The organism is Ruegeria sp. BE10 (assembly GCF_056538905.1).
Genome location: NZ_JBQFTX010000004.1, coordinates 340023 through 363469 on the forward strand (window position 1 = coordinate 340023; position 23447 = coordinate 363469).

Genomic DNA, 23447 nt, shown 5'->3' on the forward strand with positions numbered 1-23447 from the left:
GAAGGGATGATCTCATGCGAGGTATTCTTGTGGCTGTAACAATAGCGCTGGCGGGTGCTCAAAGCGTTGCCGCAGAAGGCGACGCGGCGGCAGGCGAAAAAGTTTTCAAAAAATGTGCCGCATGTCATGCAGTTGACGAAGGTAAGAAAAAAGTGGGCCCAACGATGTTTGATGTTTGGGGCCGAGAAGCTGGCGCTGTTGATGGTTACAAATACTCAACAGCGATGGGGGAAGCCGGATTTGTTTGGGATGAAGAACACTTATCCGAGTTCCTAGCGTCTCCCAAAAAGTACCTGCCGGGCACTAAGATGTCCTTTCCCGGAATAAAGAAACCGGAGCAAATCTCAGACCTGCTGGCCTATCTGGAATCCCTGCAGTGACAGACCAACGGCGTTTCTTTGATGGTGACTTGCACGCTTGCCCTCAAAGAAACGCTATATTGCCTTTGCCGTGGTTGGTCAGGCTCTAAGCTTTTCCGTTCAAATACCGCGCCATTTCCGGGGCAGCCATAAGGGTCTGAATGAAAGTCCCGAAATGTTCAAGCGATCCCGTGCGTGGGTCACTGTCGCGCCATGCCAGCCTGATAGAACGGCCAAACACCCCATCCGCAATGGGATGTGTTGTTGCTAGGCCGCCGAAACGGTCGGGGCCACTCACAGACAATGCCGGAAAAAGCGCGCAACCCTCTCCCAGCGCGACCATTTGCCGGAGCATCTCAAGACTGCTGGCCACTCTTTGTCCTGGTCGGTCAATCCGGTCGCAAAATGCAACGGTCTGATCCCGTAGACAGTGTTCTTGAGAAAGTAGAACGAGCTGTGAGGACAAAACCTTGGACCAACGAACCTTTTCATTGGGTTTGAGATCCAGATCCTTGGGACAGGCAAAAACAAATGGTTCATGAAACAGCTCAAGCGCACTTAGTGCAGGCTGTTTCGGGTTAGTTGCGATCAGCGCAGCGTCCAGCGCCCGATTGGTGAGCATCTCTTCAAGAACATGCGTGGGTTCTTCGAATAGTGACAGCCTTAACTTGGGATAAGCGGCTTTGAGTGACTTGAGGATGAGCGGCAATAAGTAAGGACCAAGGGTTGGAAGTACACCAAACTTCAAATCACCTTCCAGATTGTCACTCAGGCTCAGCGACAATTCCAACAGTTCACGGGCCTCGGTCAGAAGGATTTCTGCTTTTTGCAGGACTATCCGGCCATTTTGCGTCAAAGAGACATGCCTACCCTGACGTTCGAAAATCGAAAATCCAAGTCGGGCCTCTAGCTTCAATACCTGTTGGCTGATTGCAGGTTGTGAAACCCCACAGATATCAGCTGCTCGGCCAAAATGACCTTCTTCGGCAATGCTTTGAATGTACTCAAGATCTCTGAGTGAAAGACCGGCAACCGAGGTTCTTCTTACCATGCATCACCTCTGATTATCGATCGGATAATTTATATAAGTTGGAGTAATTTGGCGGTTTTCGGTTTTGTCCTGCCAATACCAACTCAGGAGATTGACATGACCAGCAAACCGAAACTGACCACCGCATTTGGCGCGCCAGTGCCCGACAACCAAAACACTCTGACGGCGGGGCCGCGTGGTCCTGCGCTGCTTCAGGATGTCTGGTTTCTCGAGAAGATGGCTCATTTTGATCGCGAAGTGATCCCCGAACGCCGGATGCATGCCAAAGGGTCCGGCGCTTACGGTACGTTCACAGTGACCCACGACATCACACGCTATACACGCGCCAAATTGTTCTCTGATGTTGGCAAGATGACGGACCTCTTCCTGCGCTTTTCGACCGTTGCAGGAGAACGCGGTGCGGCGGACGCGGAACGGGACATTCGCGGCTTTGCAGTCAAGTTTTACACCGAGGAAGGAAACTGGGATCTGGTGGGCAATAACACTCCAGTGTTTTTTCTTCGCGACCCGCTGAAGTTTCCCGATCTTAACCACGCGGTCAAACGCGATCCGCGGACCAACATGCGTAGTGCGGATAACAACTGGGACTTCTGGACCAGCCTTCCCGAAGCTTTGCTTCAGGTGACGATTGTTATGTCTGATCGCGGCATTCCCGCAACCTACCGGCACATGCACGGCTTTGGCAGCCACACATTCAGCTTTATCAATTCGGACAGCGAACGGTTCTGGGTCAAATTCCATTTCAAAACCCAGCAGGGGATCAAAAACCTTACCGACGAAGAAGCTGCGCAAATCATCTCTGGTGACCGTGAAAGCCATCAGCGTGATCTTTATGATGCTATCGAAGACGGTGATTTTCCCAAATGGACGCTCTACGTCCAAGTCATGCCAGAGAAGGATGCGGGTACATACCACCTCAACCCATTTGATCTGACCAAGGTTTGGCCGCATGGGGACTATCCGCTGATTGAGGTTGGCGAGCTGGAATTGAACCGCAACCCCGAGAACTACTTTGCCGAAGTGGAACAGGCGGCCTTTGCGCCTTCTACAATTGTACCTGGTATCAGCTTTTCGCCGGACAAAATGCTGCAAGGACGTCTGTTTTCCTATGGCGACACTCAGCGGTATCGGTTGGGTGTCAACCATTCCCAGATCCCGGTGAATGCGCCGCGTTGCCCGTATCATTCCTACCATCGTGATGGAGCGATGAGGGTCGATGGCAATGCCGGATCTCGGATTGGCTATGAACCCAATATGCATGGCGAATGGTCCGAGCAACCGGATTTCTCCGAACCACCTTTGTCCATCGAAGGTGCTGCGGATCATTGGAACCACCGCGAGGATGATGACTATTTCTCGCAACCCGGTGATTTGTTCCGCCTGATGACGCCGGAGCAGCAAAAAGTGTTGTTCGCAAACACTGCCCGCGCGATTGGCGCTGCAAGGAAGGAAATTCAGATCCGCCACATATCGAACTGTCTCAAGGCCGATCCTGGTTATGGTGCCGGTGTGGCAAGCGCGCTTGGTTTGAGCATCGAGCGTGTAGACCTGGCATAAAAACAATTGGCAAGTCCCCGATCTTTTGGGACTTGCCTGACGCTGTGGGTTGTTGGGTAGCGAGCACCGTTTGGTGTTTTTGGGCTTTTCGTCGCCGTGTAAGACAAAACTACGGTTTGGCGATGGCGCTTGGAAAAAACGATTTCCATATGTGTGCACCTTGGCCCGATCACACATTGCAGCTACCTGGTTTGCATTCGCTTTGATCAACAGTGACGGTGCCGCCTTTGGTCGACACGACCTCCTGTGTCAGAAGACTGCCAATCTCGGACCCCAATTGAAGTTCCGAAACCTGACCAAGGTGATGCGCAACGATCTGCCCCGCCTGATCTAATAGGACAAGGCTTGGTGTGCCGCGCATGCCAAAGCGAGACATCGTGTTTGGCAACGGTCCTGCGCCCTGTTTGTCCACGCCGACAGGGAACGTGATGCGATATTCATGCAGGAAAGCTTGCAAAGACACCGGTGTCATAGCGTTGTGATGCTCGAACACGGTGTGCAGGCCAATTACGGCTACCTTCTCTTCAGGAAACGTCCTCTGAATCGACTGCGCCAGGGGAATACCGTGCAGGACACATCCTGGGCACAACATTTGAAAGGCCTCAATGACGACAACCCGTCCTTTTAGGTTTTCTAGGGTTAGGGGCGTGTCTGTGTTGAACCATTCCGTGACGTCTAACTCTGGTGCTTGCATTTTCTTTGTCCTCTGTAGCAGGCAGCCGCCGTGGGTTCGGCGGCTGCGCAATCGAATGTTAGTGAATCTTGCCCGGCAGGCTCAGATCACCGGATGCGACGTCGAAGACATCTGTGACGCACAGCAAGGGAGCATGGATATTAGCGTTCACACGCAAGGCCGAAGTGACGCCATCGTAAGCGACACCTTCCAGTTCGACGTCGCTGGCGAAGCCTGCGTTCACCGAGATTTCAGGGCCGTCAAACAAAGGCGTAAACCCAGGGCTATCCAGAAAGATCGGAAACCCAGGCCATGTCGCAGGTAGCTTGGGTGTGGAACCTTCGGGGATGTCACGCACCGCAAGCGCGTCGGGTCCGCACGCTTCGGTCGGGGTCAACACAACCCAATGGCTGTGCCATTCGATGCCGTCGTTGGCCGGATCTCCGTCACCGTTCTCGTCAAAAAGCGGTGTGTCATCAAAATCTGGATGACTGGTTGCGGCCATTGCAAGGATGCCTGTGCCGCCTTCGAACCCAACGGCCGAAGGGTCCAAAGACGTAGGCCAGACATATGACCAGACGTCTGAACCACCGACCTCTCCGGTTGCCGCCGGAACCGAGGCACCAGCCGATCCATTCGTGGTCATGTGAAAAGTGACCGTGTTTCCATTGCGGTGCGCGTGCGCGGCCAGAATGTCAAAATCCGCGACTTTACTGGCGTCAGCAGAAGATATGATTGCGCCATCCTGATGAATGGCATGGTTCCCATCAGCAAAAGCTGTGCTGCCGATGAGCAGAGCCAAAGTAGAAGTGAGCGTTGAAAGTTTCATGGGTGCCTCCAATTAAAAGATAGCGAATCGCTACTATAATGAGAAATGCATTGCAACTATAATTTCGAGTCGCTATTAAAAGTGTTATGAACACAAATCATCGCATACGCACACTGATCAACCGTCTGGCCCGGATTGATGCTTCCGAAGGATGGGCGGGAGATCTGAACCCGACTCAGAGGATGGCGCTCGAGTACCTCGCTGAGGCGAACATGTTCTCGCGCTCGCCGTCGCATGTCGCAGAGTACATCGGTACAACCCGTGGAACGATGTCACAGACGCTCAAGGCTTTGGCACGCAAAGGCTATGTAGAAGAGCACCGCAAAGAACACGATCAGCGGTCGATTTCCTACGAACTCACAAAAGAAGGGGCCGAGATCGTACGTCAGCCAAATCCTGTTGCTCAGGCAATTGGAGATATGCCTGCAGAAAACCTAGCCTTACTTGAGCAGGGGCTGATGCGTAGCCTCAGTCTGGCTTTGGCCGCAAATGGAGGCCGATCCTTCGGCCAGTGCAAATCCTGCACTCATCATGACGACACGACAAACAGCGGTTTTTGCAAGTTATTGGGCGTCTCACTGGAGCCCGGCGAAAAAGACAAGATCTGCATTGAGCACGAGGAAGCCAGATGAACCATCCTGAACTGTCGGCAAACATCGACGGCATTTTCCTTGGAGCCATCAGAGATCGCTGGGAAGGCAAACCGTCTTCGGCCATTCAGAAAGATCGGGTGGACGGCCGGCAGGTTGTTACCTCGCTCGGTTTTGCAGGCGATGCGCAGGCGGATTTGACCGTACACGGTGGTAAAGACAAAGCCATCCATCATTATGCACTTGATCACTATTCAGCCTGGCAAGCAGAGGGCCTAATGGCACCCAGCACAATACCAGCGGCGTTTGGTGAGAACATTTCAACAACGGGGCTGACCGAGGAAAACCTCTGCATCGGGGACATCCTGTCACTCGGGACGGCGGTAGTTCAAATTAGCCAGGGGCGGCAGCCGTGCTGGAAACTTGGACTACATACCGGGCGCAAGGAAATGCCGTACCAGTTTCAGAAGACGGGCCGAACCGGATGGTACTATCGTGTACTCGAACCTGGCGAAGTTGGCGCCGGTGATCGGATCACCTTGTCTGAAAGGCCAAATCCCAATTGGTCTGTATTGGCTGTTACACGCGCACGGTTGACTCGTCGCATTCTGCCGGAAGATGCCGAGGTTTTGTCTCAGATGGAAGAACTTGTTGAAGGTTGGCGACAAGCCTTTAGTCGAATGGCTGAAGGCAATGCCAAGGAGGATACATCGGCAAGGCTTGGAGGCTCAGGGTAAGACACCCAACGCGCGTTCTGTCGCGACGTAATTTCCTTGATCTTACTAACCTTCTCAATTCCATGACAGTCAAATCCCCGTTTGTCAGTCGCTGGGTGGGGCAGGTAAAAAATGAGACATCAACTCCAGCACCGATGAAATGCCATTAACCGCTTTGGGCCAGAAATGCTTGACGTTTGGGGCAAAATTGAATGACGTGATTTGAGCATTTCTTGAGGTTTTGACTGTCGATTGAGTCAAATATCACTGACGTTCCACATCTCCTGTTGAACGTCACACGAACCTGACCCAACCGTCATAGTTGGACCAGAAACTAGGTGAACGTTCGACATCAGAAGGCGCCCCCAACGTTGGACATCAGTTGAATTTGACCTTTGCGTTATCAACTAACACGCCGCCTCCATTTCATACTCCCGCAGACAGTTTGGTTTGATCTGACTTCCCTTCCGGAACATCAGAGCCGCTACTTTTTCCGGAAAGCAGTCGGTGTCATTCCGGTCTGGCCTCGAAAAAAGCGAGTGAAGTGGGACTTGTCGGAATAACCGAGCATCAAACCAATCTCCGAAATTGTCATCTGACCTTCTTTGAGGTGCTCCTTGGCGACATCGACACGCAGCCGTTTGACTTCGCGTGGGAGCGTTGTGCCTTGCCGCTGAAGCGCTTTCAAAAACCGTTCCGGCTGTATTCCCAGTAATCCCGCCATCGCCTCCGGCCCCAAATCGGTTTCATCCAGTTTGTCGCGTAATACAGATCGCAAAGCAGCTACCACTGTTACTTCTTCATCTTGTCGCTGTGAGGCGATGGGCTTGGCAGGGCCCTCAGAGACATGGTGCAAAAACAACCATTCCACAGGAAAACTAATTTGCATTCCGGGATCGGTCCCAAGGCCAACCTCGATCCCTTTGTAGTTGATAGGCAGACCGTTGATGTATCTGCTTTCCCATCGTACACGGGAAGAATCCCAGGCATCTCCGACGACGGTCTGAAATAGGCGTACATAGATTGCCGCACCAAATCCGGTCACCTGAATGGGTGGGACAGTAGGCTCTTGTTGCCTCTCGATACGATAAGTCGCTTTGTCCGCTTCAACGACAAGGCTGTGCCGCACAGAATTGGACTCCTGCGGTACAAGTCCGACGAAACGGGTAAAGAACTCGAACAGCGTCTCGGTCGATTGCAGGGCCTGAGCGAATGGAGGCCACTGATGCAAGTCAAACGTCTCTCCGACATTCAGGCCAAGATATCGATCCCCTGACACTTCTGAGAAGGAATTCAGCAATCCATAGACCAACTCAGAGTGAACGAACACGGATGGGTCAGACAACAGTTCGGCTTTCAAGCCGACCTGATCCAGTGCTGGTTGCGGATTGATCTTACGTTCGGTGAGATATTGCAGGAACGGAGCAGCTAAGGAGAGGCGAATAAAGCCTTCGCTATGCTCTTGAGAGGTGGAGTTGAAAGGCAAGCTCGTCACCCTCGTTTGGACTAGATTTACAATGTGGCCATTTTTGCAGTCACATTCGAACATCCTAATGCGAAACTGGCAACCGAGGCAAAGGTTTCCGGGCTACAGTTGGCAAAACATGAATATGAAGGGAGTGCTTATGTCCGGTCTACGAATGTCGCTTTGCTCGACGGCAATTGTCGCTGCAGGACTTTGTTTTTCAGCGTCCGCGCAGGCTCAGGATCAAGAAGAACTCCAGACGCTGTTTACTAACGTGCATATCTTCGATGGCGTGAATGAACAGCGTATCGAGAATGCCAGCGTATTGGTCGAGGGCAACCTGATTACGTCTGTATCAACTGAAGCGATTGACGCCCCTAATGCTACGGTTATTGACGGAGAAGGGAGAACACTGACCCCCGGCTTTATTGAAAATCATGCACACCTGATGCTGCCCGGACCCACGTTGCCCGCAATGGAAGCCAACAGCACTTGGGAAGACCTCGCGATTCACGGCACTCAAATGGCTGAGATGTACTTAATGCAAGGCTTTACCACTGTAAGAGATGCAGGTGGCGCTAATGGAGGTCTTCGTCGCGCAATCGACAGCGGGACCATTGCCGGGCCGCGTTTCTACCCTGCGGCTGCTTTTCTAAGTACACGTGGTGGCCATGCTGATTTCGCCAACTTTACGGCGCCTGTTGGCCAGTCTTCAAACTTCAGCCGTCTGAATATGGCCCAAGAAGTCGACAGTGTCTCCGAAATGTACAAGTTTGCTCGCAACAACTTCCGGATGGGAGCAACACAACTGAAGTACATGCAATCAGGCGGTGTAGTTTCAGCGTTTGACCCGTGGCAGTTGTTGGCTGGATCGACGGCAGAATTAGAAGCGGCCGTGCAGGTTGCAAACGAATACGAAAGCTACGTCATGGCCCATTCCTACCGCAAAGAAACGATCATGGCGGCACTGAATGCTGGTGTGCGATCAATTGAACACGGGTTCATGTTTGATTGTGAGATATCAGCGCTGATGGAAGAGAAAGGAGCCTACATCACAACCAATCTCACAGCATTTGATCCAAATCTCTTTGATATTCCTGCCATTCGAGATGTCCCAGCCAGCTTACGAAAGGCACAGTCCGCTACGCAGGCTTTTGGCGACTACATAAAAAACATGAATGAGTGCCCAGCCAAAAGAGGGTTTCATACGGATTGCGTAGGTTCTGTGGCAGCCTGCAACATTCAAATTGCCTATGAAAAGCATCTCAATAATGAGTTCTTTGGTTCCCACGCCTCTTTGGTCGCAATGACATCTACTGGCGGTGAAATCGCTGCTTTGTCCGGGTCGTTTATGAACCCCTATCCCGAAGGCAAATTGGGCGTGATTGAGGAAGGAGCCTATGCAGACATTCTGCTCATTGACGGCAACCCGCTTGAAGACTTCTCGGTTGTTGGCACGGGTAATCAGTGGTTCGGTGCCGATCCGAGGCCTGAAAGCCCAGATACGATTCGCCTGATCATGAAGGACGGCGTCATCTACAAAAACACACTGGATTGACCTGCCTAAACAGCCGGAGAGAATTTATGCACCATTGGTTTCGCTCCTTAGTATTTGCAGGGTTGGTTTGGTGTGGTCATCCTGTCATGGCGACGCCAGGAACCGCGTTGGACTGGTCTGACCTACCTGACCCGTCCGCGCAGGTCTTTGAAGACCCCTATCGAGATCTCAGCCCCGAACAATTCGACGATGTCCTCTACGTCGTACGACTGCGCGGCAGGCTGCAGCAGGATGGCGGCAGCGAAGAAGAGCGTCAGAAGTGGCAAATGCTTTTGACCGAGACTGAGGATGCCTTGGCAACTGATGGAATTGATGTCGACTGGCTGCTCGATCAGCGCGAAGTTGTGATGGAACGTCGAAGAAAGGCTGGAACGAACGGAAATCCACAATTCGATGGTCAGACAATCACACTGGCGGGCTTTGCCATTCCTGCTCCGAATGATCCAGACGGTCGGCCTGTCGCATATTTGGTGCCAGAACGAGGGATGTGCAGTCACATGCCTCCACCTCCGCCCAACCAGATGATCCGTGTGCGGTTGAACGGGGGCTGGGCACCCAGCTATTTCCATGAACCCGTTCGGCTGACAGGCACGCTAACGATCGATCCGTCTGTTCAGAATATGATGGTTGTGGATGGCCAGATGCCCATGAACGCGACTTTCCAGTTGGAAGCAGAAAGTGTCGAAACTCTGGAAACCAAGGCAGATAGGCTGGAATGGAAGCAGCGTGCCGCTGATCGCATCCGCGCGGCGGGCAATCGCAAGACCGGCGGGGCAAAGGCGTCTGAATGATAAGACTTCTGGTTGCCGCATTAAGCATTGCCTTCGCTGGCGCAGCGTCGGCTCAAGGTCTGTCCGGGCCCTCTTCGGTCGAAGCTGATCTAGAGCCCGGAGATGGTCTAACCGACCCACAATATCGTTCCGATTTTCCGCGCAATATCGCACCGGGTTGGTTTCAATGGAAAGACCGACTGGCTGTGGGTGGGTTTCGCTTCAACATTGATTACTTGGCATTGGGCCAATCCACAAATGCTGATCTGGGAACCGGCGAAGCGGCAAGTGGGATTGCGCGTTTCTACGGTAGTTGGCAGGCAACTGAACGCGGCTCTCTGACATTCAAGATCGAAGATCGGCACAGCTACACCGATGTTGCCCCACAGTTTTTGGGGCTGGATGGCGGAGCCCTTTCAATCACGGGAACGGCCTTCAACGATAATGGTCTGCTGCTGACCAATCTGTTCTGGACTCAAAGGGCCGAGAACGGTTCGTGGACGCTGCAAGTTGGCCAGATTGATGTAACGGACTTTGTGGATATCTATGGGTTGGTCAGCCCCTACAGTGGTTTCCAAAACCTGTCTTTCAATACCAATCCGACTATTAACACACCCAATCAAGGCCTTGGCATTGCCGGTGGAGTAAAGCTGAGCGAAAACTTCTACGCTGTTGCCAGCGTCTCAGACGCAAACGCCGACCCGTCTGGTCCAACCTTTGATGTGTTTAGCGACGGCAATCTCTTCAAATCACTCGAATTTGGTTACACCTCCGGCTTTGATCGCATCTACTTCGACAACATCCATTTGACCCTCTGGCATGCGGATGCGGCTGACGATGGCAGTCGAGCGGAAGATTACGGCGCTGCGTTCTCTGCCGCATGGTTTGTTGACAATAAGTGGATGCCGTTCTTTCGGGCTGGGGCCTCAAAGGGTACCGCAGCGCTTTATGACCGGTCCGTCTCAGCAGGTCTGGGCTACTATGGTCGCAACACCGATTTGGCCGGGCTGGGCCTGAACTGGGCCGAGGCAAGAGGCATAGACGGTGACCAGTTCACGCTCGAAGCATTCTACCGGTTTTCAATCTCGCCCGGACTGCAGATCACGCCATCGCTGCAGTTCATTTCTGACCCGCTACTGAACCCCAATCAGGATAGCATTACGCTGTTCGGTCTAAGAACCCGGATCGTTTTCTGAGGAGTTCGAATGCGGCGGTAAAAACAAAGCAGTTAATGAGGTAATGTCATGAAGACCATGTTGGCCGTAAGCGCTATCGCGATCACTCTAGGTTGCGCACTACACGCGAGCGAGGAAAGCAAGACTTGGGATGCATCAGAAGAGGCGAAGCAATTCGTACAAGACACCATCGTCCTCGGCATGTTGGCCAGCCCCTACGGCACTGGTTGGACCGACTACGACCAGCTTCATACTTACTTCGCGCGCGCTCGGGACAACGGCATTACGGGACACGAGATGACGCTGGCTGCTGCGGATATGTCGTTTGAAACCCTGCTAGAGCAGCACTATCACTTTCGCTCAGCCATGGCGCAGCAACCGGAAAACTACCTGATCGTCAATGAAACCCGAGATATCGAAGCCGCCCATATACAAGGCAAGACGGCCGTCATCTGGAACAGCCAAACCGCCACAATCCTGAACGGCGATCTTAAGAAAATGGCATTGCTAAAGGATATGGGGATCAAAAGTATGATCCTGGCTTACAATGACATTTTCCGAACCGGATCGGGGCAGTTGGCGGCCTATAACGGGCGCGACATTGGTCTGACACCTTGGGGGAAGTCGGTCATCGATGAAATGGTGCGGTTCGGTATCTTGCTCGACCTAAGCCACACGGGTTCAAAAACGGCCAACGACGCCATGGACTACATGGATGAAAACTATCCCGGCGTGCCATATGTCTATACGCATTCTGTCCCAGCTGGGCTTTATGCGAACGAACCCAATGCCACGACACGCGGTTGTTATCGGGCCATTCCCGACGAAGAGGCGCTGCGTGCGGCCAAATCGGGCGGCTATATTTCTCCGACCTTCACCGAATGGATGATGGACGGTGTTTGGCCTGAGGATATCTCACCCGAGCAAGCTGCTGATATGATCGACTACTATGTCCAACTTGTGGGGGTCGACCATGTTGGGATTGCAACGGACGACATGTTCTCGACTGAACTAGTCGTACAGTTCGCAACTGCAAACGCGAGCATGTACGACGACGGCGGCTACATGATCGATGCGTTCAACAAAGGGGCCACTGGCAACGGTGAACTGGCCAAAATCCTTGCGGCGATTACCGATGATCTTTGGGCGAAGGGTTATTCCAATGAGGACCTTGCGAAGATTTATGGCGGTAACAAGATGCGAGTTTATGCGCAAGTTTGGGAGGGCAAGCCACCCGAACTATTCCTGAAAGAGTACCCAGAGCGTCTGCGCCTAAGGCAAGAACTCCGTGATGGGTTCTATTCGCGTTAGAGACGAAAGACCTAGCAGCAAGATACTTGGCGCGTAGGCGAACAGGTCGATTGCTAGCTTGCAAAATCGAACCTCCACGGCTGTTCATGCTTCCAAATCACTCGAATGAAGGGATCTGCTTATCTGTACCTGTCGGACCATCGTGCGCAGAATAGCATCGATGAATCTGGGACTCTGGTTGAGAGTTCTTATCGGGCAGCTTTCAGTAAATCAGCATTGTTCCTTCCGTAAATCCTCAACTCTGGTACAAATGCAATTATTCGAAGATGAGGGTGCAATGAATTCACTGACTAGAATAACACGAGGAATTGGCGTCGCTTTCAAGGACGGTAGAGTGAAAGGCATTCTTGCCTTCACAGTTGGAATGATTTTATGGGCCTCGGTCTTTTACCACTTTGTCGAAGGTTGGAGTTGGCTCGACTCAATCTACTTTTCTGTCGTGACAATTTCGACCGTGGGGTTTGGTGACTTCTCACCTGAAACCGCGGCAGGGAAGATCTTCACAATGGTATACATCATCGTGGGTCTCGGTGTCTTCGTAACCGCAGCGACGACAGTGGCAGATACAATCTTGTCCCAAGACGACACAAAAGCGGACAAGTAGATTATCCCAATTTGGCCAAATCGAGTTCACACCCAGACATTGGTTTGACTGGACACCTCAAGCTGTGGCCCAGATTCATTCGTGTCTTCAAGCTGATAGATGATCACTAAAATTCAAAAAAATATACATATTATGTTTTTTGAGTGTAACATTCGAAAAACACATGGAGGGATGGAATGGAAAAGACACAGGACGCAAAGATTGTCGATCTGGCAATACGATTGCTCTTTCTCGGACTATTCCTCTACAGCGCCTTAGTCATGGTGGCCCCGCTTGCGAGCGTGGTTATCTGGGCAACGATCCTCTGTGTGGCGCTATACCCGGCATTTGATTGGCTTCAGTCCAAGCTGGGAGGGCGGAAAAAACTTGCCACGACGATCTTGGTTTTGTTGGGCCTTGTTCTGACCCTCGGGCCAGTCGCTACCGCGGTGTCTGGTGCCGCAGAACTTGGGTCTGAATTCGCGGAACAAGCAGACAAAGGTGAGTTGAAAGTCCCACCTGCGCCCGAGGGTCTCAAGGAGTTGCCCTTGGTGGGAAACAAAATAGCCGATGTCTGGGGAATGTTTGAGCGCAATCTTGACGGCGCGCTTGCAAAATACGGCACGCAAATCCTTGAGATCACCAAATCGCTCTTCGGTAAGGTGCTGGGCATCGGAATCGGTCTGCTTGGCTTAGCTCTGTCCGTGTTGATTATGGGGGCATTGTTCAACCCTGGGCCAAATTTGGTCCAGGGTCTTCAGCGCTTTGCCAACCGCGTCTTCGCACCACGCGGCGGTGAATTCGTAACACTGGCAGGCGCAACGATCCGGAACGTTACAAAAGGCGTGATCGGCGTAGCAGCCATTCAGGCGGTTTTCGTTTGGATACTGTTGGCATTGTTTGGGATTTCTTCGGCCGCCACGCTGGCATTTGTCTGCCTGATACTCTCGATTATCCAAATCGGGCCCGGATTGGTTCTTATACCGGTTATTATCTATGCATGGAGTTCCATGTCCGGCGGAACAGCTTTGATCTTCACCATATTGGCCGTTCCAGTCATGATAATGGACAGTTTCCTAAGACCCGTGTTCATCTCAAAAGGCCTTGAGACTCCCATGTTGGTCATCCTCATCGGTGTTCTCGGAGGTATGATGGCGTACGGTTTGATCGGCGTCTTTATGGGGCCGGTACTCTTTGCTGTGTTCTATGAGCTGTTCAAGGTTTGGATTGATACGTCGCCCGAAGCCGAGGCCGCTGCAGAAGGTGCCGGGAAATGAGGAAGACGATATGGACAACCTTGGCAGTCATTCTGATTTTTCTTGTTTGGTATTTGGTCGCTGATCGGAAAACGCCATTTACCGGGAACGCCAGAGTAAAAGCGGTGGCTACCCAAATCGTGCCTCAGGTGACCGGAACGGTAACTGAGGTTCTGGTAGAAAACGGACAGGTTGTTTCGGCGGGTGATGTTCTGGTCCGAATAGATTCCAGACCCTACGAAATCGAGCGTTCAAAAGCGGAAGCTGATCTTGAAGCGGCGACCCAAGAGGTGGGTGCGTCTTCGGCCGAGGTAAGTGCAGCACAGGCCAAACTCGCAAGGGCGCAGAGCGATCTGGATACGATGCGCATTCAAACGGAACGCGTATTTGCGCTCGAAAAGAAAGGGTTGATTGCCGTCTCAAAGGCGGATGATGCACGAGGGCAATTGGCAGAGTCTGAGGCAAACTTTGAGAACGCAAAAGCGGATCTGGAAAAAGCAAAACAGAGGCTTGGTGACGACGGGATTGAAAACCCGAAAATCCAGCGCGCGTTGGCGGCCTTGGCGGATGCAGAACTAAACCTTGAATGGACGGAACTGCGTGCTCCGGCGACAGGTGTCATCACTAATCTGCTGATAGCCCCCGGAACGTATGCGCGATCCGGCCAGGATCTGTTGACGTTTCTTGATGCAACGGACGTCTGGATCGAGGCGTATTTTACCGAGAACAACCTAGGAAGAGCTTCGATAGGGTCTCCGGTTGATGTAGTGTTGGACATGCATCCCGGTAAGATTGTTCCGGGCGTTATCGAGAGCTTTAGCGCGGCCGTTTCCTTAAGTGGCGGTGATGAGCCCGGGCAATTGGCGAGCCCGCCAAGTACCAAAGGTTTTTTGCGGGAGCCTGAAAGGTTCCCAGTCAGGATCGTTTTGCCGGGCTATGAAGCCGGAAGCACCGAAGATGATCTTCGCTTTCAGCTGAACGGGCAGGCCGATGTGATTATGTACCTAAGCGACAACTCGTTACTGAACTTCGTAGGCCGCACCTACATCCGCTTGGTCTCAATTCTGTCCTATGCGTACTGAGGACCAACGCTCTGTCGCCCGGCTTGCGGTTGGTGTTACCGGCGTCTTTTCCTTGGGCTTATTTCTTGGCTGGCCACTCGCCGTCGTTGGGGCGGTGTTCACCGCACTGTTTTTGCAGGCACCCGCTGCATTGCCTCTGGCAGCATTTGCTAAGCTGTTTGTCTTTTCGATTGGATTGATGTTCATTTCATTCTTGGTGTCGTCAATCTTCTCACCATATCCTCTTGTTTTTCTCATTCTGGTGGCCATTGGAATAATCCTGTCTTTCATGTGGTCGGTTTCCGGAGCCGGAGTTTTACCGGGCGTCATAGCTCTCATGGGAGCGTTGATGATTCCGAACCTGGTTCTGCAATCACAGGATCTGGCTTTGGTGCTCGTGTATTGGATACCGTTGAACCTGCTGTTTGCGGGCTTTGTATCAACGCTGATGTTCGTGTTGATACCCGCTGAACCTCAAACGCCCGCTCAAAAGAAGGCCGCATCGTCGCCGAACTTCGACCCACATCGCCGAATCGTCAGGATGTCGCTTGTAACAGTGCCGTTTGCCTTGGCGTTTTTTGTTTCCGGCGCATCTGCACTACTGGTTCTGTTTTTTGTCGCCCTGCTGAGCCAGCAGCTTGCAGCGATGCCCGCTGCAGGCAAAACAGTTGCAAAAGCTATGCTGACGGCAAACCTTCTTGGGGCGGCAGTATCCATCATATGCTACGAAATAAACGTAATAGCTCCGGTTATTATAACCCCCATTCTGCTGTGTTTTTTCTTTTGCCTAACACTCGGAGCACTTGGAAAGTCAAAAGTACCGCTCGCCGCCGCCGCCGGTTCCGCTATTACAACAGTTCTGATTGTATATGGCGGTTCGGTTGCACCGTTTTCAGACGAGGCTGACGTCAAGAGCATCACTCGCGTATTGCAAGTTGCCAGCGCCGCTTTTTTTGTAATCATCGCATATGTCGTGGTTGATGAATTCTGGCCGGAAAAAGAGCGCCGGGCAATTCAATGAGGTTAGCTGCGATGAGGCTTGGAACCGAAACCAGCAGAGATCCTCCAGCTGTATGCGCGCCGCACAAAACCACAATGACCGCCTTGGGCTCGAAACAGACGTTCTCCGCGCGCAGGATCAATGACTGCTATCCGGCGATTTAGTAATGGTTCGTTTGATCCGCAGGGGAGCTGACCACTCAACCAGAGATCGCTTCACATAACACCCCTTCGGCGACGTTCATGGTTCGTTACGGCACCACCAATCATCCAGTGGCTGTGAGAGCCTGCCGCTCGCGCCCCCTGTCGCCGATGACCGCAACGCGGGACGGAGCCGCCGTTCGCTGCAAACATCCCAAGTTCGGCTTTGTGCAATTTAAGTCAGCACGGGGGCGCTTTTTCGGTCAGGCCAGATGTTGTTTGATCTGTTGCCGAAGGTGGTCCAGAAATAGACCAACCCGACGAGGTTGGAAGGCTTTTTCGGGGTAGACTGCAAACACCCCAACATCAGGGAACTGCCCTGTAAAATTGATTGGCTCAAGTTGGTCCGCTTCCACCAAGTCTATCGCCATGATTTCTGGAAGCAATCCGATCCCCAACCCACGCACCAGTGCTTCGCGATAAGTATTGGTGTGGTTCATGACAAGTTTCCAGGGCAGGCGCAGCTTTTGCATCCCTCTATTTGTCACGAGCGGCCAACTGTCACCGAACCGTGAAGCACCAAAGACGAGGCAGCAATGTTGGTCTAGATCGGCCACCGTTGTGGGTGTTCCATATGCGCGTAGATAAGAGGGGGACGCGAACAAACCGAGGGATGTCTGAGCCAGCTTGCTAACGATCAGACTGCTATCGTCCAGCTTGATCGCTAACCGAATGGCCAAATCCACCCTGGAGGTGACGAAGTCAGTCTGCTCATTTTCAAACACCAGATCAAACAACACCTCGGGATGAAGCGTCTGAAAGCTCTGCACCGCATCCAGCAACAGTGGCGTACCGATCCCTTCCGGAGCAGCTACGCGAATTGCTCCAGATAACAGCCCACCTTCTTGTGCAACCACGTCCTGCTCAAGTGCATCCACTTGTTCTAGGGTGGCCTTGCACCCGTGATAGTAGCGAGCTCCGGCTTCGGTCACTTCCATCGAACGTGTTGTGCGGCTGATGAGGCGCAGATCAAGCATCGTTTCCAGATCGGCCACATGTCGCCCTATAATGGCCGGACTAACATTCAAATCTTCCGCGGCTGCGGCAAAGCTTCCCAGCTCGACCACGCGAGCAAACACGGTCATTTTCTTCAGCTTGTCCATTCAATACTTTTTGTATCTTTTGAATTGTCAATGACATCAATTATCCAATATTAGGTCAATAGTATGTTGTTTCCAACGCAAAAGGAGACACATGCCATGAAGCGCATTCTGACGGCCATCGCCGCCGCTACCACCTTTACAAGCGCGGCCATTGCAGCAGGTGATGAAATGACACCGGCCATGACCAAGCTGAAGGACGGCGTCTATCAGTTCTACATGGCGCATTATTCCAGCCTGGTGGTGATCACGGATGAAGGCGTTCTGGTTATAGACCCCAATCACGAATTCCGGTCCGAGGCGATGCGCGCCGAAATTGCCAAGCTGACCGATCAACCCGTGGTCAAGGTTGTTTACTCGCACGATCACTTTGACCATTCGCGGGGCGGCCAGATTTTCAAGGACGAAGGTGCGAAGTTCATCGCCCATGAAGGGTGCGTTGAGTTGATGAGCCGCGATCTGGAAAACCGGGTGGTGCTGCCCGATGTGACCTATGCAGATGAGCATCGCATCGAACTGGGCGATAAGATCATCGACTTAAAGTACTTCGGGTCCAGCGACGGCCAGTGCCAGAGCGTGATCCACATGCCCGACGACAAGGTTTTAATGGGGGTGGATTGGCATCTTCCGCGTTTTCTGGTCTCGAACGCCCGTTTGAACACGCATGATTATGTGGGCGCTCTGAACACCCTGCGCCGTGTCAGAGCAGAGCTTGACTACGATACCGTGGTTTCAGGCCACCTGGAGCATTCATCGCCTGAGCTTCTCGCTGAAGAATTGACCTTTGTCGAAGCCCTGTACGTTGCCGTTTGGGAGGGTCTACAAAACGGCAAATCGGTCGACGAACTTAAGGATACGGTCAAACTGCCTGGTTTCGAAGATTGGCTGTTCTACAAAGAAAACCTTCCAGCCCATGTTGAACGGATGGCTTACGCCATATGGCACGGCCATTGAACCTCTGACTGGGTTGCGGGGCAGCCCGGTCGTTCCCCACAAATGAAATCAGAATTGGACCTCAACATGTCTAAGAAAACAGAAGCGACCGCCAAAAAGACCGTTGTCAGCGGTTGGCATGAAGGCCGCAAATATTTCATGGCGGATCAGGAGTACACCTCGGTTGTCGCAGGCAAAGACGATACGCAATCCGAGTATGTCTTTGGCTCAGGTGAAATAGCTCCGGGCGGGTCCATTCCTGATCATTATCACAAATGGGAAGACCAGACCTTCCACATCCTTGAGGGCGACTTGGAAGTTAAAATCGGCGATGAAGTTTTTAAGGCCGGGCCTGGGGCCAGCATCCAATGCCCACGCGGCGTGTCCCACTACATGAAGAACGTCGGTGATACGACCGCCAAGATGATCAGCTACATCTTCCCCGGTGATTGGGCTGAGGAGTTTATGGCCGAAACCTCGCGCCAGAACGAGATCGGCGAAATAGATTTCGCCTTGATCGAAGAGCGCTTTGGCGTCGTCTACATCTGAACCGAAAGGAAAAACGCAATGAGACTCTTAACGCTTCTTGCCACGTTCCTCGCTTTGACCAATCTGAGTGCGGCTTTCGCTGCGGGCCCTCAAGTGACCACAAAACAACTGGCGGACAACGTCTCCCTACTGCTTAACCTTCTAGCACTGAAGGTCTGGTATGTATGGGTTCGCGACTTGCTGAGCGAACAAGTAACCGAATTACGATCAACGCCCGGTCAGGGCTCATCTGCTTGTCCGAACTCGCCGCAGAGAAAGTCGGTAGTGAGCCCACAGATACAGCGGCTATAGGCCGTTAGTTTGAGCTTTGCTTAGATCTCGCGCGTGCTTTCAATCATCCACTCAAGATATTCACCGTTGGCTTGGTCAACATCAATCGAGAGAATACTGGGCGTCTCATAAGGGTGCATCCTGCGGATCGCTTCAACGACTGCGCCAAAAAGTTCCTTTCGGGTTTTCAGCAGAAGTGGGACCTCCCGTGCGGTTACGATTTTTCCCTTCCAGAGATATTTACTGCTAGTCGCAGTGTAGCGGTTCGATGAGGAAACCAAACGCTCTTCAAGAAGCTTGTCCGCGATCTGGTCAGCGACTTTCTCGGATGGGCAGTTGACCCAAATTTTGACTATCATCTGCAATCTCACAAACGCCAAACCTAAGTTCTTAGTCTAACACGGGACCATTTCGACGCCATTGTCACTCCTACAACGTATCACCGCCATCTGCGTACCACTCAGAGAATGACCGGGTTCCTTTGGCACGCGTTGTCACCGATTGGGCGGCAGGTCGATTGACCGGCGTGTCGCGTGATCCAGAAGTCGAAGGTTTGGCTGGTTTGCTGATCGATCAAGCTGAAGGCTGAGAAAGACAGGAGCGTGCATTTTCTGGCGACCTGCCGCTCTTGGATGCGGCTGCACGCTTGAAAATAAATGTGATATCGATCCGGCGGTTGCGGAATGGCGGCTTTCTAAATCAGGTCACGGTGCGAAACCCGGACACGCAGCACTACCGTTGCTATATAACTGCCCAAAGCCTGCAAGCGTTTGTGGCTCGTTATGTAACACTGGGTCAAATGGCAGAGCAGTTTGAATTTGCCGCGATTCATCTGGCTCGGGCGTTGGACCGAAGAGAAATCGAGACGATCCCCTGTGAGGCTGGGTTCGTTCGCGCTTAGTGGACGCCGCCTGGAATACGACCGATACCTGGTGCTTTTATCCAGCAAAATGCAGCGTTAGCAAGGTACTAGGATTAGAATTTGACTAAAAGCAGATAACTAAAGCGTGTCATCCATTGCAGCTCAAAGAAGATTCTTTGTTCCTTCAATTCTCAGATTACACCCAACCATCACCCAAACATATTGATCCATCGGATCACCATCGGCGACAGGCAGATCAGCAGTAGAACGGGCATCATGCACATGGCCATTACGGCTGACATTTGAACTGGTAGCCGGTTGGCCTTTTCCTGAGCGCGCAGTTCGCGATCGATACGCATATCAGTGGCAAATCTGCGCAGTGAAGCGGAAATGCTGGTGCCGTATTGATTGGATTGAAGGAAGGCGTTCGCGAAAGAGCTGACCTCGTCAATGCCGACGCGTTCGGCCATGTCCATAAAGGCGGCCTGACGCTCTTTGCCAGCTTGCAGTTCCAGTTGGAGTATCGTGAACTCTTGCGAAATCTCCGGTGCCGCATGCGCCATCTCATTCGCCACTCGCACCATTGCGGCGTCAAATCCGAGCCCGGCCTCAATCGCCACCTGTAACAGGTCCAGCGCATTTGGAAGGCTGTGTTCGATGGCCTGGCGGCGCTTTCTTATACGGTGCCGCAGCCAGAGTGCTGGACCGTAGAAACCTGTTACCATCAAAGCGGTGACAATCTGTAATGCGTTCACCCAGGTGATGCTTTGCAATAGGCCAGCAATCCCAAGCTGAACTTGAGTTTCAAGCGGCAACGACAAAGCCACTACGAAAACGGCTGGAAGCACAAAACCCATCACCAAACGGAACAGATAAAATGATCGGACGGCATGTTTGCGCTGAATACCAGCCTGCTTAAGCATTCTGCCAATTCGGGAACGTTCGCGTTTCGACGAAGGCACAAATGCCTTAAGCAGTCCGTGCGGGTCGCTGTCATCCCCCTGTATGAGGTCAAAATCTGTTCCGTGCCCCCGAGAAATTGATCCGACCCGCATCCGGCGCGCGGCCGTGTCATCGGTTGCGGTCATGCCAGAGATTCCGAGGATTACAAAGAAAACACTTACGGCAATCCCACCTAGCACAAGATACTGAAGGGGAAGGTCTTGGCCGTTTAGAACATTTTGAATAAATTCCATTTTTTCGCTCCCATTCAGAATTTGAATTTGACGAGCCGCTTCAGGATAAGTCCTTGGGCAATCGTCAGGCCGACTATCGCACTCGCAAAATATGGGAACAGCGGATCGTTTCGAACATCGCCGTAGAACGAAGGTGTGGACATCTCGATTGAGAAGTAGATGAACACCGGCAAGACTGTGAGAATTAGACTGCTAAGACGCCCTTCGGCAGAGATGGCCTTGATCTTTTTTTGCATGGTTTGCCGGTCACGGATGACCTGGGACAGAATGCTTAGGACACGGGCAAGGTTGCCGCCGGTGCCGTGCTGAATACCGATGCTGACGGCAAGATAGTTCGCATCCTCTGTTCCGACACGTTTTGCAAAATCCTGAAACGCGGTTGCCACGTCGTCGCCATAGTTAATCTGGTCCTGAATTATGCCAAACTCACTACCTATCGGGTCCGGAAGATCTGTCGCCACGTTCCCGACAGTTACAGCCACTGGGTGCCCGACTTTCAGGCCACGGGCCATAAGGTCCAATGCATCCGGTAACTGTTTCGTAAGTTTTTTGGCCCGGGTATCCTTCATGGCGATCAGTGCCAGCAGCGGCAGAACGCCAGCCAGAAGGACGCTCAGAGCTGCGGCAATTTCCGGGGCAAGGAACCGAGATATTGCGATGAAGGCCGCCACGGCCAGACAGGTGGCTGCAAGGACCACCCAGATCGGGTTGATCGTCAGCCCGGCCTGGACAAGCAGACGACGAAAACGGGCGATCACACTGGGTTTTTCGCCAGGAGTGGTCATCGCAGGGTCACGTAGCAATTGCAGAACCTGATCGGTTGAGGCGCCCCCCTGGATTAGCTTCATGCGCCGATTTCTGGCCTCGCTGAGGGATTCCTTGCGCAGGAAAAGCTGCTGTAATCCTTCGTAAGCAAGAAGAATTCCTAGGAAAATCGAAATGTAGAACAGAATGTTCAGGGTGTTCGGTTGCAGGTCAATCATGACGACATAGCCCCACGAATAAACATGTTGGTGTCTACGTCGATCCCTGCGGCAACCAACTGATCGAAGCACTTTGGACGAATGCCGGTAGGCAAGAACTCTCCCAGTACCTGTCCGTCTTCCGACTTGCCGCGACGTTTGAAAACAAAGATATCCTGCATTGTGATCGTGTCATCTTCCATGCCGGTAATCTCGGAAATGCTGACGACTCTGCGGGTGCCGTCGCTAAGGCGGCTGAGTTGGAGTACGATCTGAATGGCCGAAGCTATCTGCGACCGGATGGTTCTGATCGGCAAGTCAGCGCCAAGCATTGTCACCATCTGCTCGACCCGGCTTAGTGAATCACGCGCCGAGTTTGCGTGAACGGTGGTCATAGACCCGTCATGGCCCGTATTCATGGCTTGAAGCATGTCAAAACATTCTGATCCACGAACTTCTCCAACGATGATGCGGTCAGGCCGCATCCTTAGGGCATTGCGAACCAGATCACGTTGGGTGATTACACCTTGCCCTTCAGCATTTGGAGGGCGGGTTTCAAGACGTACAACATGGCTTTGCTGAAGCTGAAGTTCGGCAGCGTCTTCGATGGTAACGATACGCTGTTTGCCATCGATAAACGACGACACAGCGTTCAGCATGGTTGTTTTACCCGTGCCGGTACCGCCTGAGATGAGGATATTCAACCTTGCTTCGACAAGTGCCTCAAGGAGTTTGGCTGCCTGATCATTCATGCTGTTCTGATCAACAAGCTTTTTTATTGTCAGAGGGTTGCGGGAGAACTTGCGAATTGACAAAGCTGGTCCATCGACGGAACACGGCCGAATAATTGCGTTAACGCGGCTGCCGTCTTCCAAACGCGCATCAACCCAGGGCTGAGACTCATCGATACGCCGACCAACTTTGCTGACGATCTTGTCGATAATCCGTAGCAAGTGACGTTCATCGCGGAAGCGAACAGTAGAAAGCTCCAGAAGACCAAAGCGTTCGACGTACACCTGATCAAAAGAGTTTACGAGAATATCGTTGATAGTCGGGTCTTCCAGCAACGGTTCCAATGGCCCCAGGCCCATGACTTCGTGGATAAGCTCATCAACCAGCGCAGTGAAAGCCTCAGACCGCATGTGCAGGTTTTCAGCCTCGATCAGGCCGGTTACCAAAGATGCGATCTGGCGTTTCAATTCCGATCGTTCAACCTTATCGATGACCGAAAGATTGAGCCGGTCCAGAAGCTCACCATGCAAGCGGCTTTTGAGTTCTAGATGCGCCTGCAGGTCGACGTCCACGGGGTCAGGAGTCGCCTTGGATTTGGTGGGCATGTCAATGGGTCGATCCAGTGTCAGCACATTCGACTTGGAAGCAACCTTGCGTGATCTAAATTCGTTGAACACGTTGATCTCCTT

At 52.5% G+C, this 23447-nt stretch carries 23 protein-coding genes and 1 pseudogene; 14 read left to right on the plus strand and 10 right to left on the minus strand.

Going from position 1 to position 23447, the window contains the following annotated elements:
- The first annotated feature begins 14 nt into the window (after window positions 1–14).
- Window positions 15–380 carry a c-type cytochrome gene (locus ACR0M2_RS12100; RefSeq protein ID WP_480705262.1) on the plus strand — a complete coding sequence of 122 codons (366 nt, stop codon included), beginning with the start codon at window positions 15–17 and terminating at the stop codon, window positions 378–380.
- Between the two features lie 85 nt (window positions 381–465).
- On the opposite strand, the gene ACR0M2_RS12105 is transcribed toward ACR0M2_RS12100, so the two are convergent.
- Complete coding sequence (locus ACR0M2_RS12105; RefSeq protein ID WP_480705318.1) at window positions 466–1149, minus strand: hydrogen peroxide-inducible genes activator; 684 nt, start codon at window positions 1147–1149, stop codon at window positions 466–468.
- A 60-nt stretch (window positions 1150–1209) separates the two neighbouring features.
- Window positions 1210–1410, minus strand: a pseudogene (locus ACR0M2_RS12110) (LysR family transcriptional regulator); the annotation flags it as partial.
- Between the two features lie 96 nt (window positions 1411–1506).
- Between ACR0M2_RS12110 and ACR0M2_RS12115 the strand changes: the two are divergent.
- Window positions 1507–2967 (plus strand): catalase, encoded by a 1461-nt coding sequence (locus ACR0M2_RS12115; RefSeq protein WP_480705264.1) that lies wholly within the window; start codon window positions 1507–1509, stop codon window positions 2965–2967.
- 169 nt (window positions 2968–3136) lie between these two features.
- Here ACR0M2_RS12115 and ACR0M2_RS12120 read toward each other — a convergent pair whose 3' ends face one another.
- Both ACR0M2_RS12120 and ACR0M2_RS12125 read right to left on the minus strand, forming a co-directional pair.
- On the minus strand, window positions 3137–3661 hold the full coding sequence (locus ACR0M2_RS12120) for a redoxin domain-containing protein (protein WP_170362175.1): 525 nt from the start codon (window positions 3659–3661) through the stop codon (window positions 3137–3139).
- A 58-nt stretch (window positions 3662–3719) separates the two neighbouring features.
- Window positions 3720–4469, minus strand: a complete 750-nt coding sequence (locus tag ACR0M2_RS12125; protein ID WP_480645272.1) for a hypothetical protein — start codon at window positions 4467–4469, stop codon at window positions 3720–3722.
- A 212-nt stretch (window positions 4470–4681) separates the two neighbouring features.
- Here ACR0M2_RS12125 and ACR0M2_RS12130 point away from each other — a divergent pair, with 212 nt between their 5' ends.
- Window positions 4682–5101 carry a MarR family winged helix-turn-helix transcriptional regulator gene (locus tag ACR0M2_RS12130; protein WP_480705266.1) on the plus strand — a complete coding sequence of 140 codons (420 nt, stop codon included), beginning with the start codon at window positions 4682–4684 and terminating at the stop codon, window positions 5099–5101.
- Window positions 5098–5796, plus strand: coding sequence for an MOSC domain-containing protein (locus tag ACR0M2_RS12135; protein WP_480705268.1), 699 nt, complete (start codon window positions 5098–5100; stop codon window positions 5794–5796). The genes ACR0M2_RS12130 and ACR0M2_RS12135 overlap by 4 nt, the downstream gene beginning before the upstream one ends.
- 463 nt (window positions 5797–6259) lie before the next feature.
- Here the strand turns inward: ACR0M2_RS12135 and ACR0M2_RS12140 are convergent, their stop codons facing one another.
- Window positions 6260–7261, minus strand: a complete 1002-nt coding sequence (locus tag ACR0M2_RS12140; RefSeq protein ID WP_170351548.1) for a helix-turn-helix domain-containing protein — start codon at window positions 7259–7261, stop codon at window positions 6260–6262.
- A 139-nt stretch (window positions 7262–7400) separates the two neighbouring features.
- On the opposite strand from ACR0M2_RS12140, the gene ACR0M2_RS12145 reads away from it, so the two are divergent.
- The 8 genes from ACR0M2_RS12145 to ACR0M2_RS12180 all read left to right on the plus strand — a co-directional run bounded on the left by ACR0M2_RS12145 (window position 7401) and on the right by ACR0M2_RS12180 (window position 15975).
- The gene (locus ACR0M2_RS12145; protein WP_480705270.1) at window positions 7401–8798 is read left to right on the plus strand and encodes a metal-dependent hydrolase family protein; all 1398 of its coding nucleotides are present in this window, start codon (window positions 7401–7403) and stop codon (window positions 8796–8798) included.
- An 86-nt stretch (window positions 8799–8884) separates the two neighbouring features.
- Window positions 8885–9589, plus strand: coding sequence for a DUF3299 domain-containing protein (locus ACR0M2_RS12150; protein WP_254438816.1), 705 nt, complete (start codon window positions 8885–8887; stop codon window positions 9587–9589).
- Window positions 9586–10764 (plus strand): carbohydrate porin, encoded by a 1179-nt coding sequence (locus tag ACR0M2_RS12155; protein WP_480705272.1) that lies wholly within the window; start codon window positions 9586–9588, stop codon window positions 10762–10764. The genes ACR0M2_RS12150 and ACR0M2_RS12155 overlap by 4 nt, the downstream gene beginning before the upstream one ends.
- A 48-nt stretch (window positions 10765–10812) precedes the next feature.
- Window positions 10813–12054, plus strand: coding sequence for a membrane dipeptidase (locus ACR0M2_RS12160; protein WP_480705274.1), 1242 nt, complete (start codon window positions 10813–10815; stop codon window positions 12052–12054).
- 334 nt (window positions 12055–12388) lie between these two features.
- Window positions 12389–12658 (plus strand): potassium channel family protein, encoded by a 270-nt coding sequence (locus tag ACR0M2_RS12165; protein ID WP_367647833.1) that lies wholly within the window; start codon window positions 12389–12391, stop codon window positions 12656–12658.
- A gap of 176 nt (window positions 12659–12834) precedes the next feature.
- On the plus strand, window positions 12835–13914 hold the full coding sequence (locus ACR0M2_RS12170) for an AI-2E family transporter (RefSeq protein WP_480705276.1): 1080 nt from the start codon (window positions 12835–12837) through the stop codon (window positions 13912–13914).
- Window positions 13911–14975, plus strand: coding sequence for an HlyD family secretion protein (locus ACR0M2_RS12175; protein ID WP_170362165.1), 1065 nt, complete (start codon window positions 13911–13913; stop codon window positions 14973–14975). The genes ACR0M2_RS12170 and ACR0M2_RS12175 overlap by 4 nt, the downstream gene beginning before the upstream one ends.
- Window positions 14965–15975, plus strand: coding sequence for a DUF2955 domain-containing protein (locus ACR0M2_RS12180; protein WP_480705278.1), 1011 nt, complete (start codon window positions 14965–14967; stop codon window positions 15973–15975). Before ACR0M2_RS12175 ends, ACR0M2_RS12180 begins: the two co-directional genes overlap by 11 nt.
- A gap of 382 nt (window positions 15976–16357) precedes the next feature.
- Here the strand turns inward: ACR0M2_RS12180 and ACR0M2_RS12185 are convergent, their stop codons facing one another.
- Window positions 16358–17257, minus strand: coding sequence for a LysR family transcriptional regulator (locus tag ACR0M2_RS12185; protein ID WP_170351532.1), 900 nt, complete (start codon window positions 17255–17257; stop codon window positions 16358–16360).
- Between the two features lie 96 nt (window positions 17258–17353).
- Between ACR0M2_RS12185 and ACR0M2_RS12190 the strand changes: the two genes are divergently transcribed.
- Both ACR0M2_RS12190 and ACR0M2_RS12195 read left to right on the plus strand, forming a co-directional pair.
- The gene (locus ACR0M2_RS12190; protein WP_480705280.1) at window positions 17354–18208 is read left to right on the plus strand and encodes an MBL fold metallo-hydrolase; all 855 of its coding nucleotides are present in this window, start codon (window positions 17354–17356) and stop codon (window positions 18206–18208) included.
- A 66-nt stretch (window positions 18209–18274) separates the two neighbouring features.
- Window positions 18275–18736, plus strand: a complete 462-nt coding sequence (locus tag ACR0M2_RS12195) for a cupin domain-containing protein (protein WP_480705282.1) — start codon at window positions 18275–18277, stop codon at window positions 18734–18736.
- Window positions 18737–19047: 311 nt separating this feature from the next.
- On the opposite strand, the gene cutA is transcribed toward ACR0M2_RS12195, so the two are convergent.
- The 4 genes from cutA to ACR0M2_RS12215 all read right to left on the minus strand — a co-directional run bounded on the left by cutA (window position 19048) and on the right by ACR0M2_RS12215 (window position 23435).
- Window positions 19048–19365 carry a divalent-cation tolerance protein CutA gene (cutA, locus tag ACR0M2_RS12200; protein ID WP_480705284.1) on the minus strand — a complete coding sequence of 106 codons (318 nt, stop codon included), beginning with the start codon at window positions 19363–19365 and terminating at the stop codon, window positions 19048–19050.
- Between the two features lie 712 nt (window positions 19366–20077).
- Window positions 20078–21064: a type II secretion system F family protein gene (locus tag ACR0M2_RS12205; protein WP_170351524.1), complete on the minus strand. Its 987-nt coding sequence runs from the start codon at window positions 21062–21064 to the stop codon at window positions 20078–20080.
- A gap of 14 nt (window positions 21065–21078) precedes the next feature.
- A complete protein-coding gene (locus tag ACR0M2_RS12210) occupies window positions 21079–22047 on the minus strand; it encodes a type II secretion system F family protein (protein WP_170351522.1) in 969 nt (322 codons plus the stop codon).
- Complete coding sequence (locus ACR0M2_RS12215; RefSeq protein ID WP_367647831.1) at window positions 22044–23435, minus strand: TadA family conjugal transfer-associated ATPase; 1392 nt, start codon at window positions 23433–23435, stop codon at window positions 22044–22046. Before ACR0M2_RS12215 ends, ACR0M2_RS12210 begins: the two co-directional genes overlap by 4 nt.
- Between the last annotated feature and the right edge of the window lie 12 nt (window positions 23436–23447).